Origin of the sequence: Nonomuraea sp. H19 (genome assembly GCF_052068215.1) — a bacterium.
Taxonomy (GTDB): domain Bacteria; phylum Actinomycetota; class Actinomycetes; order Streptosporangiales; family Streptosporangiaceae; genus Nonomuraea.
This window is the reverse complement of the sequence record NZ_JBQHCV010000016.1, coordinates 116834-130561: the sequence shown is the minus strand read 5'-3', so window position 1 is coordinate 130561 and position 13728 is coordinate 116834. Positions and strand designations below refer to the sequence as shown.

General features: G+C 72.3%; 11 protein-coding genes. 6 read left to right on the top strand and 5 right to left on the bottom strand.

Annotation, left to right across the window (positions count from 1 at the left end; genetic code table 11):
* Positions 1–75 precede the first annotated feature (75 nt).
* Positions 76–747: an HD domain-containing protein gene (locus ACTMTI_RS32285; protein WP_441124420.1), complete on the bottom strand. Its 672-nt coding sequence runs from the start codon at positions 745–747 to the stop codon at positions 76–78.
* Between ACTMTI_RS32285 and ACTMTI_RS32280 the strand changes: the two genes are divergently transcribed.
* The 3 genes from ACTMTI_RS32280 (at position 746) to ACTMTI_RS32270 (ending at position 4003) form a co-directional block, all read left to right on the top strand.
* Entirely contained in the window at positions 746–2065 is a 1320-nt protein-coding gene (locus tag ACTMTI_RS32280; RefSeq protein WP_441124419.1) for an alpha-hydroxy acid oxidase, read from the top strand. The genes ACTMTI_RS32285 and ACTMTI_RS32280 overlap by 2 nt on opposite strands.
* A gap of 86 nt (positions 2066–2151) precedes the next feature.
* On the top strand, positions 2152–2571 hold the full coding sequence (locus tag ACTMTI_RS32275) for a hypothetical protein (protein WP_441124418.1): 420 nt from the start codon (positions 2152–2154) through the stop codon (positions 2569–2571).
* A gap of 175 nt (positions 2572–2746) precedes the next feature.
* A complete protein-coding gene (locus ACTMTI_RS32270; protein WP_441124417.1) occupies positions 2747–4003 on the top strand; it encodes a hypothetical protein in 1257 nt (418 codons plus the stop codon).
* Between the two features lies 1 nt (position 4004).
* On the opposite strand, the gene ACTMTI_RS32265 is transcribed toward ACTMTI_RS32270, so the two are convergent.
* Entirely contained in the window at positions 4005–4580 is a 576-nt protein-coding gene (locus ACTMTI_RS32265) for an RNA polymerase sigma factor (protein ID WP_441124416.1), read from the bottom strand.
* A 188-nt stretch (positions 4581–4768) separates the two neighbouring features.
* Here ACTMTI_RS32265 and ACTMTI_RS32260 point away from each other — a divergent pair, with 188 nt between their 5' ends.
* Genes ACTMTI_RS32260 through ACTMTI_RS32250 form a run of 3 tightly spaced genes read left to right on the top strand, consistent with a single transcriptional unit; the run spans position 4769 to position 9997 of the window.
* Positions 4769–5479, top strand: coding sequence for a Crp/Fnr family transcriptional regulator (locus tag ACTMTI_RS32260; protein WP_441124415.1), 711 nt, complete (start codon positions 4769–4771; stop codon positions 5477–5479).
* A 22-nt stretch (positions 5480–5501) separates the two neighbouring features.
* Positions 5502–6791, top strand: coding sequence for an oxygenase MpaB family protein (locus ACTMTI_RS32255; protein WP_441124414.1), 1290 nt, complete (start codon positions 5502–5504; stop codon positions 6789–6791).
* Entirely contained in the window at positions 6788–9997 is a 3210-nt protein-coding gene (locus ACTMTI_RS32250) for an ATP-binding protein (protein ID WP_441124413.1), read from the top strand. The genes ACTMTI_RS32255 and ACTMTI_RS32250 overlap by 4 nt, the downstream gene beginning before the upstream one ends.
* A gap of 28 nt (positions 9998–10025) precedes the next feature.
* On the opposite strand, the gene ACTMTI_RS32245 is transcribed toward ACTMTI_RS32250, so the two are convergent.
* The 3 genes from ACTMTI_RS32245 to ACTMTI_RS32235 form a co-directional block, all read right to left on the bottom strand.
* The gene (locus tag ACTMTI_RS32245) at positions 10026–10769 is read right to left on the bottom strand and encodes an SDR family NAD(P)-dependent oxidoreductase (RefSeq protein WP_441124412.1); all 744 of its coding nucleotides are present in this window, start codon (positions 10767–10769) and stop codon (positions 10026–10028) included.
* 81 nt (positions 10770–10850) lie between these two features.
* Positions 10851–13082, bottom strand: a complete 2232-nt coding sequence (gene katG / locus ACTMTI_RS32240; protein ID WP_441124411.1) for a catalase/peroxidase HPI — start codon at positions 13080–13082, stop codon at positions 10851–10853.
* A gap of 33 nt (positions 13083–13115) precedes the next feature.
* Positions 13116–13553 carry a Fur family transcriptional regulator gene (locus ACTMTI_RS32235; RefSeq protein ID WP_441124410.1) on the bottom strand — a complete coding sequence of 146 codons (438 nt, stop codon included), beginning with the start codon at positions 13551–13553 and terminating at the stop codon, positions 13116–13118.
* Positions 13554–13728 lie beyond the last annotated feature (175 nt).

The following is a 13728-nucleotide window of genomic DNA, read 5'->3' as shown; positions in this document are numbered from 1 at the left end:
CCACGCTGAGGCCCGCACCCCCACGAGACGCAGACGCCACTCACCACGCTGAGGTACGTGAGCCGCAGACGCCGCTCACCGCGCCCGGCCTCGCTCGTTCGCGAGCGCGGCCAGCTCGGCCGCCATGTTCGCGCGCGCCCGCTCCTCCCACAGCTCTCGCGCCCGGCCGGTCCGGTAGAGCCGCGGCATGGCCAGCAGCCGGCGGAGGACGTCCGCGCGCCCCTTTCTGAACAGGTCGCCGGGGACGTGGGCGTACTCCTGGCGGATGGCGGCGGCGTAGGCGTCGTAGCCGGGGCTGCCCAGGACGGCCAGGTCGGCGTCGCACAGCACGGCGCCGTTGGCGTCGCCGGCGGCCAGGGTGTCGTGGGCGGCGGTGAGGCGTACCAGGCGGGCGACCTCGGCGATCCGGGCGGCGGGCAGGCCGCAGCGGGGCAGCCTGGACTGGGCGAGCTGGGCGCTGCGCTCCTCGTCCCAGCCGGGCCTCCCGTCGTAGACGGCGTCGTGGAACCAGGCGGCCAGCCGCACTGCCGCCGGGTCGGCGGCCTCGCCGGCGAGGTGCGTGGCGGCATCGAGGACGGCGGCCAGGTGATCGAGGGTGTGGTAGCGGCGGTGCGGCTCGGACCAGCGGGCGATCAGCTCGGCGCCGATGGCACGCGACACAGGCGCGTCGCCGGCGAGCGAGGCCCAGTCACCCGCGAGCGCGCCTGTGCCGGAGGCATCGTCGGAAGACGCCACCGTGTGGCCCATGGGCCCGGCCGGCGCGTGGCCTGGGAGAGCGGGCTCGTCGTCGATCACCATCCCACCGTACGCGCCGGCGGCCTTTGGTAACGTCCTGGGCATCGACGCGACCCCGGAGGACCCCCGGCGCCTGCCCCGATGGCGGGAGCTGCGAGCCGTACTGCCCGGCCGGCCCCGGCTGTCCAGGGGGCGCAAGCTCGCCGGCGCCGCCGACATCGCCGACCTCCGGCTGCTGGCCAGGAGGCGGGCGCCGCGGATGGTGTTCGACTACGTGGACGGCGCGGCCGAGGGCGAGCGGTCGATGGCCAGGGCGGTGGAGGCGTTCGGGCGGGTGGAGTTCCGCCCGAAGGTGCTGCGCGACGTGGCCGAGGCTCAGACCGCGGTGGAGATCCTGGGCAGGCGGATCGCGATGCCGGTCGTGCTCGGTCCCACCGGGTTCACCAGGATGATGCACCGCGCGGGAGAGCGGGCGGTCGCGCGGGCGGCGGAGCGGGCGGGCGTGCCGTACACGCTGTCCACCATGGGCACCACGACGGCCGGGGACGTGGCCGCCGCGGCCCCCGGCGGGTGGAACTGGTTCCAGCTCTACGTCGTCCGCGACCGCGCCCGCAGCCTTGACATGCTCGCCATGGCGCGCGAGGCCGGCATGGACGTGCTGGTGGTGACCGTGGACGTGCCGGTGGCCGGGGCGCGGCTGCGGGACGTGCGGCACGGCCTGACGATGCCGCCCGCCCTGCGCTGGCGCAGCGTGCTGCAGGCCCTGGGGCACCCGGCGTGGTGGTTCGACTTCCTCACCAGCGAGCCGCTGCGGTTCGCCACGGTGGAGGGCGCGCCGGCCGACCTGGCCGGGATCACCAACCTGATGTTCGACCCGTCGGTGACGATCGCCGACCTGGAGTGGATCCGGTCGGCCTGGCAGGGGCCGCTGCTGGTCAAGGGCGTGCAGCGGGCCGACGACGCCAAGGACCTGGCCGCCGTCGGGGTGGACGGCCTGGTCGTGTCCAACCACGGCGGGCGGCAGCTCGACCGCTCCCCCACGCCGCTGGAACTGCTGCCCGAGGTCGTGGCCGCCGTGGGGGATCGCGCCGAGGTCTTCCTGGACGGGGGCGTCCGCAGCGGGGCCGATGTGGCCGCCGCGGTCGCGCTGGGCGCGCGGGCCTGTTTCGTCGGGCGGGCCTACCTGTACGGGCTGATGGCCGGGGGCGAGCCGGGTGTGACGCGGGTGCTCGACCTGCTGCGGGCCGAGCTCGTACGGACGCTGCGACTGCTCGGCGCGGGCGGGGTCGGCGATCTCGGCCCGGACGTCGTGCGACTGCGTCCGAACTGACTTCACATAAAAGTATTTCGCCGGCTTCGTCGCCGCTCTGCTCCTTCACACGGGGACCTGGTCCTCGTCCCGGAAAGGAGAATGAGATGGCGACCGGAGAATTCCAGGTGATGAAGGTGCCGGCCGAGCAGCTGACCGGCATTCTCCACGGCCAGGTTGTGGATCCGGGCGCGCAGCCCACGCATGTCGTGCGGCGCGACGAGGGTTGGACCGTGGACGTGAGCTGGGAGGTCACCGGTGAGCTCGTCGACTGGATGGCCGGCTGCTGGCATGTGGAGATCATCGCGGACCTGCTGGGTGGTGGTGAGACACGGCATCCCTCGCCCCCCGTGGAGATGACCTTCACTCCTGGCTCGGGGCGGTATACCGCCTCGATTCCGATGCGCGGCCAGCTCACCGCCGGCACCTATGACCTCGTGGTCAACCTCACCACCACGACCGCCGCCGGCACCGCGGGGGCGCTCGGCGGATTCGTGGTGCTCAGCAAGATCCTGGTGCGGGAGTGAGGCCGGCGGGGCGGCCCGCGCGGCCGCCCCGCTGCAAGCGGGCCGCAAGTCACGCCTTCTACGCTCGTGCCCCGGCGGCCACGGGGAGCACAGCAGGCCGCCGCGGGTGTATCTGACGCCGACGGGGACGCTCTTGTCTCCTTGAGGCGAAGGGACCAGCCAAACGGGAGACCTCATGTCCGACACTCCGATGACCGCGGACGACGTGCTGCGCATCGCGGCCTACAAGGACCGCAGCCCGGCGCTGGAGGCCATGGTCATCGCCTACAGCTACCACCGCGTCGCCCGCGACCTGGCCGAGCACCTCGGCTGGGAGGCCAACAACTGGTACTGCTACGCCACCTGGACGTCCAAGGCGGTGGGCGAGAGCCTCGACCTCACCCCCGACTCGCCGTTCATCGCGGACTTCGGCCGCCGGCTCGGGGTGCCGCGCCGCTTGCGGCGGCTGTTCCGGGCCACGCTGCTCACCCTGCTCGGCCCGAGCTACCAGCTCGGGCTCGCGCTGGCCAACCGGGCCATCTTCCTGGAGACCGCCAGCCTCGCGGTCAACCTGTGGAACGACACGCCGGACCGCTTCCTGAAGGTGAGCCCGGAGTCGGAGCTGACGCCGACGCCGCCGGAGTTCCTGACGAACCTGCTGGAGCAGGCCGACGCCCGCTACCTGAAGGAGGCCGCGCAGCTGCTGATCGAGGCCGGGCAGGCCACCGACCCGGAGGTGCGGGCCGAGCTGATGCTGGGGGCCAACATCGCGCTGTCGGCGTATGAGCAGAAGCGCGCGCAGAAGGCCCTGGAGCTGGTGCTCTACCGGCCGGTCAGGTGGCTGACGCGGGTGTCGTGGCGGTCGCTGCGCTCGGTGATCATGCGGCGCCCCTTCCGCAGGTTCCGCCTCTACAGCGCCCCGCATGAGGACCAGCCGTGGCTGACGCGCACGCTGGAGGAGTTGTGGGCCTCGCTCTACACCCGCCACCTGTTCTCCGTGCGCACGCCGCTGAGCGACATCAAGGTGGGCCGGCCGCTCACCGCGCCCTCGGGCGTGGACCTGGCGAAGGTGTGGGCGCCGATCCGGAACGAGCGCGTACGCAAGCTGGCCGAGGAGTTCATCACCGAGGACCAGGCCGCGTCCACGGCTGGGGTGGCCAACTGGGTGTCCTACCCCGACCGCATGCGCTTCATCGTCAGCTATTTCCGCGTCTACCAGCACGTGAGCGCCCTCTATGACCTCCCCTTCACCAAGGAGATCGCCGACGGCCTCGCGGCGGAGATGAAACGGGGCCTGGTCCCCCAGGCCGTCAGCGAGATGTTCCAGAGCGATCCCGCGTTGCCGGCGATCCGGCGCAAGATCTACAAGTATCCGACCGAGACCGACCCGGACGCGTACGAGATGGCGCACTTCGACTTCGAGCCGTTCCTGGAGGCGATCCCGCTTGACTAGGTCAGTCCAGGAAGTCCCTGGTGATCTCGCGGGCCTGGAGGAGCCCGCGTAGCTTCGCGAAACAGCGGGCTCGGGTGGGCCCGATGCTCCCGACCGGCCTGCCCAGCCTGCGTGCCACGTCCACGTAGTGCGGCTCGGAGGTTTCCGTGAGCGCCCTGAACAGGACCCGCTGCGCGTCCGGCAGCTCCTCGACCAGTTGGTCGAGCGTGCCGGCCAGCCAGATCCTGGCAAGTTCCTTGTCCACATCGTCGTCCGTGCTGCCCAGCGAGTCGAGGTCGGGCGTGCAGACCTCTTTCGTCCTCTTGTTGAGCTTCAGGCACTCGCGGAAGGCGATCGTGGCCAGCCAGCCGGCCATCCGCTGGCCGTCGGCCACGCTCTTGAGGTTCTGCCAGGCCAGCAGCCAGGTGGTCTGCAGCACGTCCTGGGCATCCTCGTGGCTGAGCCGGAAGCGGCGGATGCGCGCCTTCAGCATCGGGGTGAACTCCTCGACCAGCCGCTCCCACGCCATGGCGTCGCCGTCCTGCGCCGCCACCACCAGAGCGCCCGTGTCGTGGCGTTCCATGGTCTCCAACTGCATGTCGATCTCCTCGCCGGTCCGGCCTCTCGGGGGGTCATTTCCGGCCGGCTCCCCAACAGTCCGCCTGGAGACCCGCGCGGGCTGTCTCGGGCGTGACAGCCCAGGTGTGGTCCTCGTCACATTCGAGACATGGGCTAGATCGCTTACCGCTTACTGCTCCGGCACCGATTGCGGCCTAAAGTTCTTGCATGAACGGGCGCAGCGGGCTGCCACACGACGTCGAGCCGGTCGCCGCCGTGCTGGCGGAGATCCCGCTGTTCCGCGTGCTCGGGGAGAGCGGCATTCAGAGCGCGGCGCGGGCGGGGCTGCCGCGGAGATACCGGTCCGGGCAGATCATCTTCCACCAGGGGGACCCGGGAGAGTCTCTCTACGTGCTGCTGGACGGGCTGGTGAAGGTCGTGTTCACCACGGAGCACGGCGACGAGATCGTGCTCAACATGCTCGGCCGCGGCGACACCTTCGGGGAGATGGCGCTGCTGGACGGCTCGCCGCGCTCGGCGTCGATCGTCACGGCGCGGCCGTCGTGGGTGTTCGCGCTGCCCAGGGCCCGGCTGCTGGAGCTGATGCGGGAGCATCCCGGGCTGGCCGACGAGTTCCTGCGCATGCTCGGGCACATGGTGCGCAGGCTCACCGGCCAGGCGGCCGACCTGGCCTTCCTGGACCTGGGCGGGCGGCTGGCGAAGCTGCTGCTGGAGCTGGCCGGCAAGCACGGCAAGGCCGACGGCGTGGTGGACCTGCCCGGACTGACCCAGTCGGACCTGGCCGCGCTGATCGGCGCGACCCGTCCGGCGGTGAACCGGGCGCTGCAGTCGCTGGTGTCGCGGAACCTCATCGCCATCGAGGGCCGGACGATCACGCTGCTGGATATCGCCGCCCTGCGCAAGCGGGGCGGCCTCTGACCGAATCTGGAGTACGGGGCGTATGAACGAGCGCAAGGGCGCTGATGAGCGCTGGCCGGAGGAGAGGTTCCGGCAGCTCAGGCAGCAGGCGGATCCGGACGTCGACAAGGTGGTGGCCGAATACCTGGAGACGCGGCCGGACGGGAGCGGCCCGCTGGAGCTGGTGCGGGCGGTGATCGAGGAGCTGGGCAGGGCCAAGCGGGAGGCCAGGGCGCCCTCGGGGGAGCCGCCCGCCTCCGGCGTCTTCGACGCCCTCGACTTCGCCAAGGAGCTGCCCGAGTGGGGCGATGACACCGAGCTGCTGGCCAGAGGGCAGGCCGTGTTCGCCGACTACGGGCTCTACCAGTCGGCCGCGCTGTTCTGCAAATGCCTGCCGATGGCCTACGTCGAGGTGTCCAGTGCCAAGGTGCTGGCCGGTGTGTCCAACCTGGCCACGCACAGCCTCACCCGCAGGGTGGCGGAGACCGGGCAGATGCTGATCGACGTGATGGGGCTGAAGGCGACCGGCAGCCTGCTGCCGGGCGGCCCGGGGCACACCACGGCGATCGGGCTGCGAATCCTGCACTCGTTCGTGCGTGCCCTGGTCGAGGAGCGCTTCGGCGACGCCTGGGACACCGCGAAGCACGGCCCGCCGGTCAACCAGGAGCTGCTGCTGGCCACCATCTTCGACTTCTCCGTGGTGACGTGGGAGGCTCTGGAGAGCATGGGCGTCGTGCTGACGAAGGAGCAGCGCGAAGCCCACCTCTACACGTGGAGCGTGTTCGGCCATCTCATGGGCGTGCAGGCGTGCCAGGACGGGCCGCTCACGCTCGACGACGTCGAGCCGGTCAGCGAGCGCCTCGGGCGGCTCTACGAGTCCAGCGACGAGGGCCGCAGGCTGATGGCCAGGCTCCTGGAGGAGATGGAGGAGTTCATGCACCTGGGGTGGCGCAAGCTGCCGCGCAGCCTGGTGCACTGGGTCTTCCACGACGCCGCCTACGGGGCCGACCGGGTGCCGGAGCTGCTCGGCGTGCCCCCGGCGGCGTGGTGGTGCACCGCTCTGTTCAAGGCGGCGCGGTCCGCGCATCGGCGTCCGTGGCTGGGCCGGCCGGCCGGCGGCGTGGTCCGCTGGCTGGTGCGCAGGGCCGGGCGGCACATCGTGATCGCCCTGATCGACCAGCACTCCGGCGGGCAGGCGGCGTTCCGGATCCCCGGCGAGCTGGCCCGCGCGTGGCGGATCAGGCAGTCGACGGCGGCGGTCAAGACGCGCGCGCTCCGCCGCGGCGTCCGGCAACGGGTACGCGCGCCCGCACGGAAGGGACCGCGCACGTGACCACCCCGACACACGAGCCGGGCACCCTCACCACGGCGACCATCCTGTTCACCGACGTGGTGAGCTCCACCGCGCTGCGGATCAGGCTGGGCGAGGAGCGGGCCAACGTCGTCTTCCGCCGCCTCTACCAGCTGCTGCACTCCGTGGTGACCGCGAACGGGTCGACGTTCACCAAGAGCCTGGGCGACGGGCTGATGGCGGTGTTCGACTCGGCGACCGCCGGGCTCGACGCGGTCATCGCGGTGGAACAGGCGGTCGCGGACGAGAACGAGCGGGCGATGGACAAGATCTCCATCAGGGCCGCGCTCGCCGCGGGCGACGTGTGCTGGGGCCACGACGACGTCAGCGGGCTGCCGACGGTGGAGGCGGCCCGGCTGGTCGCCGTGGCGGAGGGCGGCCAGGTGCTGTGCACCGATCTGGTGCGGCGGCTGGCGCAGGGGCGGAGCCGGCACGAGTTCAAGGATCTGGGGCGGCTGCCGGGCAAGGGGCTGCGCGAGCCGCTGCACACCTACGAGCTGCACTGGCAGAGCGCCGACCACTACCAGGGCGGCGGGCTGCCCACGTGGCTCGACAACCGGCACGTGCTGCCGTTCGTGGGGCGGGGCGAAGAACTGCGGGCGCTGGACGGGGACCTGGCGGCGGCCGAGTTCGGCAGCGGGCTGGTGATCCTCCAGGGCGAGCCCGGGGTGGGCAAGACCCGGCTGGCGTCCATGGTCGCCAGGCAGGCGCTCAAGCGGCAGTTCACGGTGCTGGCGGGGCGGTGCACGGATCCGGCGCGGCAGGCGTACGAGCCGATCGCGGGGGCGGTGGAGCGGCTGGCCCGCACCTCGCCCGCGCTGCTGCTGCGCGCGGGGGTGGACCAGCAGTGCGGGCAGCTCGTCCGGCTGGCGCCGTCGCTGGCGGCGCCGCCGCTGTCGCTGCAGGTGCCGCCGGCCACCGAGCCGGTGTCGGAGCGCTACCACCTGATGGCGGCGGCGCGCACGCTGATCGAGCGGCTGACCACTGTGCGGCCGGTGCTGCTGGTGATCGACGACCTGCAGTGGGCGACGCTGGAGTCGCTGCAGATGCTGCACGCCCTCATGTACGACGCCGACGCCATGCCGCTGCTGATCCTGGCCACGTCGCGGCCGGTGCCGGTCGAGTCCGCGATGCCCGAGCTGCACAAGCTGACCGCCGCCGGCCGCGTCGTGCAGGTCTCGTCGTTCGGCCTCGACGAGGTCACCGACGTGCTGTCGGAGGTACGCCCCGGCGGCGACGCCGAGCTGCTGCACCGGATCACCGGCGGCAACGCGTTCCTGATCACCGAGGTGGCCAGGGAGCTGGCCGCGGGCACGGACCTGGACGCGCTGACCGTGCCCGACTCGGTCACCAGGATGGTCATGGCCCGCCTGGCGCAGCTCCACCCGGACGCCAGGGACCTGGTCAGCCTGCTGGCCGTGGGCGAGCGGATGGAGTCGGCGGAGCTGCGGCTCGGGCTCGGCCTCGATGAGGCCCGGTTCGTGGCCGCGGTCGAGGAGGCGATGGGCGCCGGCCTGGTCACCATGTCGGGCGGCGCGACCTGCCAGTTCTCCCACGAGCTGACCAGGAACGCCCTCTATGCCACGCTGTCCCCGCCGCGCGCCGGGCTGCTGCACGGGCGAGTGGCCGACGCGCTGTGCCTGGCGGATCCGAAGGCCATGGAGTCGCGGCCGTACGTCGTGGCCGCCCACCTGCTGGCCGCCGCGGAGCACGGCCGCGACCCGGACCGGGTGAGCGCGGCGGCGGACGCGGCGGTGCACGCGGCGCAGCACGCGCTGGCCGGGCTGGCGCACCGGGAGGCGGTCACCTGGTATCAGCGGGTGCTGGAGCTGCTGAAGGACTTCCCCGGCGCCACCGGGGAGCGGCGCGCCGAGCTGCTCGTGGAGTGCGGCCGGGCGATGTGGCTGGCCGGGCACCCGGACGCCAGGCCGACTCTGGCGGCGGCGGCCGACCTGGCCAGGGAGTGCGGGCGCGGCGACCTGATCGTCACGGCCGCGCTCGGCGGCGACCGCGGCTTCTCCAGCATCTCGGCCAGGACCGACAAGCAGCGCATCGCGTTGCTGACCGAGGCGCGCCGACTGGTCGACTCCACCGACATCAGCACCAGGGCGCTGCTGGCGGCCCATCTCGCCTCCGAGCTGATCTGGGCTCCGGACGGGGAGCGGCGCTTCGCGCTGAGCGACGAGGCGGTGGCCCTGGCCCGCAAGTCGGGCGACCCGCGGACGCTCGCCCTCGTGCTGTGCCTGCGCAGCCTGACGATCATCCCCGCCGACCCGCTGCACCAGCGGCACCGCGACGGCGACGAGATGCTGGAGGCGGCCCGCCGGACGGGCGACGACCTGGTGCTGTTCCACGCTTACGTGCAGCGCACTCCCCCCGTCCTCGACAGCGGCGACGCGGCCCGCGCCGCGATGCTGCTCGACCAGGCCGACGAGCTGGCGCGGCGGCTGGCGCAGCCGCACCTCAACTGGCTGATCGGCTACTCCAAGGCGGGCCTGACCCTGATGCAGGGCGATCTGGCGCAGGCCGAGGCGGAGGCGACGGCGGCGCTGCGGCTCGGCTCGGAGATCGGCCGCCGCCTGGAGGCCGTGGCCATCTTCGCCGAGCAGATCGCCGAGATCCGCCGGCTGCAGGGGCGGCTGTGGGAGCTGGGCGACCGGCTGCGCCGCGCCGCCGAGGCGCCCCGCGTGGACCCGGTGCACGCGGTGCTGCGCTACCTGTGCGAGATGGACGACGCGGAGGCCGGGCCGCTGCTGGATCGCATCCTGGCCGGCCGGGGGGCGGTGCCGCCCCGGAACATGGCGCACCGTCCCGCCCTGGACAACCTGGCCGTGGCCGCCTCCCGCCTGGGACGGGCGGAGCTGGCCGGGCGGCTGTACGACTCGCTGGCGGCCGACGGGGAGACGTTCGGGCACGGGACGGTGGCGCACCACTGCGGGCACCACTACCTGGCCCACCTGTGCGTGACGATGGGCGATCCGCGGCGGGCCGCCGAGCATTTCGAGGCGGCCGCGGAGGTGCACGAACGCCGGGGGGTGCCGCTCATGCTCGCCGAGTCCCTCCTGGACTGGGCGGACCTGCTGGACGGTGGCGAGCTGAGCGGTCCCAAGCCGGCCGACCTGCGCGAGTGGTGCGCCTCGCTGCTGTCGGGGCGCGGCGCGCTGCTGCTGGAGCGCCGCCTGCGCTGACCCGGCACGGGCCCCGGCGGGCCGGGTGTCAGCGGAGGTAGGAGGCGCCGTTGAGGTCGAGTACGGCGCCGCTGGCCCATTCGGCGGCCGGCGAGGCCAGGTACACGACGGCCGCCGCGATCTCCTCCGGCCGCGCCACCCGCCCGAACGGGCTCTGCGCCCGGATCGCGGCACCGCGGGGCGCCTTGAGATGCTCGTTCGTCATGTCGGTCTCGACGAAGCCGGGGGCCACGGTGGCGACCGCGATGCCGTGCGGCGCGAGCGCGATGGCCAGGGACTGGCCCAGGGCGTTCAGTCCTGCCTTGCTGGCGCCGTACGCCGGGCTGTCCGGCTCGCCGCGGAAGGCGCCGCGCGAGGACACGTTGATGATCCTGCCGCCGGCGGGCATGTGCCGGAGCGCGCACCAGGTGACGTTGGCGGCCCCCATGAGGTTGACCTCCAGCGTCCGCCGCCAGGCGGCCTGCCACTCCTCGTAGGAGGTCTCGGTGATGGGATGGTGCAGGAAGACGCCGGCGTTGTTGACCAGGACGTCGATCCGGCCGAGCGCCTCGGCCGCCGCGTCGGCCATGCGCCGCACGTCCTCGGGGTCGGCCAGGTCGGCCTGGACGACGGCGTGCCCCTGGCCCGGCAGGGCGCCGAGCAGGCTCTGCGCCTCGCCGGCCGAGTCCCGGTGGTGGATCGCGACCCGGTCGCCCTGCTCGGCGAACGCGGTCGCGACGGCCCGCCCGATCCCTCGCGAGGCTCCGGTGATGAGAACTCCACGTCCGCTCATCCGCCGCACACTAGCAGCGATCCAGTGCCGCGCGCCGAGGACGTCCAGGCCGGCCGGCGCGGGCCGGCCTGGACGTCATGATCAGACGAGGTCGAACCGGTCGAGGTTCATCACCTTGTCCCACGCCGCGACGAAGTCCTTCACGAACTTCTCCTTCGCGTCGTCGCTCGCGTAGACCTCCGCGAGCGCGCGCAGCTCCGAGTTCGACCCGAAGACGAGGTCCGCCCGGCTGCCGGTCCACTTGACCTCACCCGTGGCGGCGTCGCGAGCCTCGAACGTGTTCGCGTCCTCGGACGTCGCCGTCCACGTCGTGCCCAGGTCGAGCAGGTTGGCGAAGAAGTCGTTGGTCAGCGTCCCGGGGGTCGTGGTGAGGACGCCGAGCTGCGACTGCTGGTAGTTCGCGCCCAGGACGCGGAGGCCACCGACGAGGACCGTCATCTCGGGGGCGCTCAGGGTCAGCAGGTTCGCCCGGTCGAGCAGCAGGTATTCGGCCGGCAGCCGGTTGCCCTTCCCGAGGTAGTTGCGGAACCCGTCGGCGGTCGGCTCGAGCGCGGCGAACGACTCCACGTCCGTCTGCTCCTGCGAGGCGTCCACGCGGCCCGGCGTGAAGGGAACCTGGACGTCGAAGCCGGCGTCCTTGGCGGCCTGCTCGACGGCTGCGCCGCCGGCGAGCACGATCACGTCGGCGAGCGAGACCTGCTTGCCGCCGGTCTGGGCGCCGTTGAAGGCCTTCTGGATCCCCTCCAGGGTGCCCAGCACGATCGCCAGCTGGTCGGGGTCGTTGACCTCCCAGCCGCTCTGCGGCTCGAGGCGGATGCGGGCACCGTTGGCGCCGCCGCGCTTGTCGCTGCCGCGGAAGGACGCGGCCGACGCCCACGCGGTGGACACCAGCTGGGACACCGACAGGCCCGAGGCCAGGATCTGCGGCTTGAGGGAGGCGACGTCCCCGGCGTCGATGAGCTCGTGGGTCACCGCCGGGAGGGGGTCCTGCCACAGCAGCGTCTCGGCCGGGACCTCCGGGCCGAGGTAGCGCGCGATCGGGCCCATGTCACGGTGGGTCAGCTTGAACCACGCCCGGGCGAAGGCGTCCGCGAACTCGTCGGGGTTCTCGAAGAAGCGCCGCGAGATCTGCTCGTAGACCGGGTCGAACCGGAGCGAGAGGTCGGTCGTCAGCATCGTCGGGGCGTGGCTCTTCGACGGGTCGTGAGCGTCGGGAACGGTGCCCGCGCCCGCGCCGCCCTTCGGCCTCCACTGGTTCGCTCCGGCGGGGCTCTTGAACAGCTCCCACTCGTAGCCGAACAGGATCTCGAAGAAGCTGTTGTCCCACGTCACCGGGGTGTTGGTCCAGATGCCCTCGAGACCGCTGGTGATCGTGTCACCGCCCTTGCCGGTGCCGAAGGTGTTCTTCCAGCCGAGGCCCTGCTCCTCGATCGGGGCGGCCTCGGGGTCGGCGCCGACGTGCTCCGACGGACCCGCACCGTGGGTCTTGCCGAAGGTGTGACCGCCGGCGATCAGGGCGACCGTCTCCTCGTCGTTCATCGCCATCCGGCGGAACGTCTCACGGATGTCGCGGGCCGCGGCGAGCGGGTCCGGGTTGCCGTTCGGGCCCTCCGGGTTGACGTAGATGAGGCCCATCTGGACGGCGCCGAGGGGGTTCTCCAGCTCCCGGTCGCCGGTGTAGCGCTCGTCACCGAGCCAGGTGGTCTCGGGACCCCAGTAGACGTCCTCGTCGGGCTCCCAGACGTCCGCACGACCGCCGGCGAAGCCGAAGGTCGTGAAGCCCATCGACTCCAGGGCGACGTTGCCGGCGAGGATCATGAGGTCGGCCCACGAGAGCTTCTGGCCGTACTTCTTCTTGACCGGCCACAGCAGACGGCGGGCCTTGTCGAGGTTGCCGTTGTCCGGCCAGCTGTTGAGGGGGGCGAAGCGCTGCTGGCCGGCGCCGGCGCCGCCACGGCCGTCGCTGATCCGGTACGTGCCCGCGCTGTGCCACGCCATCCGGATGATGAACGGGCCGTAGTGACCGAAGTCGGCCGGCCACCAGTCCTGCGAGGTCGTCAGCACCTCCGCGATGTCCCGCTTCACGGCCGGGAGGTCGAGGCTCTTGAACGCCTCGGCGTAGTCGAAGTCCTCGCCGAGGGGGTTGGCCACGGCGGGGTTCTTGGCGAGGATCTTCAGGTTGAGCCGCTCCGGCCACCACTGGCGGTTTCCGCCGCCCTGGGTCGGGTGCAGGGCGCGCCCGTGCGGGACCGGGCAGCCACCTCCGCCCTCCGTCTTCGGGTCTGTGACGATTGCTTCATGGTTCTCAGACATGGGAATCCTTCCGGACTATGCGGATCGCGGTGCTCAGGCACTGCGGGCGGTGGAACAGTCGGGGCACAGGCCCCAATAGATGACCTCGGCCTCGTCGATCGAGAAGCCGCGGTCGTCAGATGCGGTCAGGCAGGGCGCGTGGCCGACCGCGCAGTCGACGTCTGCGACGACACCGCACGACCGGCACACGAGGTGGTGGTGGTTGTCGCCGACGCGTCCCTCGAACCGGGCCGGGCTGCCCGGCGGTTCGAGGCGGCGTAGGAGCCCCGCCGCGGTGAGCGCGTGGAGGGCCTCGTACACGGCTTGAAGGGAGATATGGCCGACGCGGTCGCGCACCCCGGAGGCGATCGCGTCGACGTCGAGGTGGTCACCGTCCCGGACGGTCTCGAGCAGTGCGACGCGGGCGGCCGTCACCCGCAGGCCGGCACCGCGCAGCTCCTCGGCGGTGGTCGGAGTCCTGGGTGCGGTCATGCCGCCAAACCTACCTTCATAAACACGAACGATACAAGAGAACGAGTGATACAAGTTTAGTGCCACGCCAGGTGACGTCTATCCCGTTGTAGCGTGACGTGCCGGCCGGATGGCGGTCTTGGGGGGCGGCGCGCAAGAAACCCCCACCGGCGCCCGGCTACGCGAGATCGTCGAC

What these genes read in the sequence shown, in the direction of transcription:
- ACTMTI_RS32265 (WP_441124416.1), bottom strand. Translation starts at nt 4,580, where the DNA reads ATGCAGTTGGAGACCATGGAACGCCACGACACGGGCGCTCTGGTGGTG.
- ACTMTI_RS32285 (WP_441124420.1), bottom strand. Translation starts at nt 747, where the DNA reads ATGGGCCACACGGTGGCGTCTTCCGACGATGCCTCCGGCACAGGCGCG.
- ACTMTI_RS32280 (WP_441124419.1), top strand. Translation starts at nt 746, where the DNA reads ATGGGCCCGGCCGGCGCGTGGCCTGGGAGAGCGGGCTCGTCGTCGATC.
- ACTMTI_RS32260 (WP_441124415.1), top strand. Translation starts at nt 4,769, where the DNA reads ATGAACGGGCGCAGCGGGCTGCCACACGACGTCGAGCCGGTCGCCGCC.
- ACTMTI_RS32270 (WP_441124417.1), top strand. Translation starts at nt 2,747, where the DNA reads ATGTCCGACACTCCGATGACCGCGGACGACGTGCTGCGCATCGCGGCC.
- ACTMTI_RS32245 (WP_441124412.1), bottom strand. Translation starts at nt 10,769, where the DNA reads ATGAGCGGACGTGGAGTTCTCATCACCGGAGCCTCGCGAGGGATCGGG.
- katG (WP_441124411.1), bottom strand. Translation starts at nt 13,082, where the DNA reads ATGTCTGAGAACCATGAAGCAATCGTCACAGACCCGAAGACGGAGGGC.
- ACTMTI_RS32255 (WP_441124414.1), top strand. Translation starts at nt 5,502, where the DNA reads ATGAACGAGCGCAAGGGCGCTGATGAGCGCTGGCCGGAGGAGAGGTTC.
- ACTMTI_RS32275 (WP_441124418.1), top strand. Translation starts at nt 2,152, where the DNA reads ATGGCGACCGGAGAATTCCAGGTGATGAAGGTGCCGGCCGAGCAGCTG.
- ACTMTI_RS32235 (WP_441124410.1), bottom strand. Translation starts at nt 13,553, where the DNA reads ATGACCGCACCCAGGACTCCGACCACCGCCGAGGAGCTGCGCGGTGCC.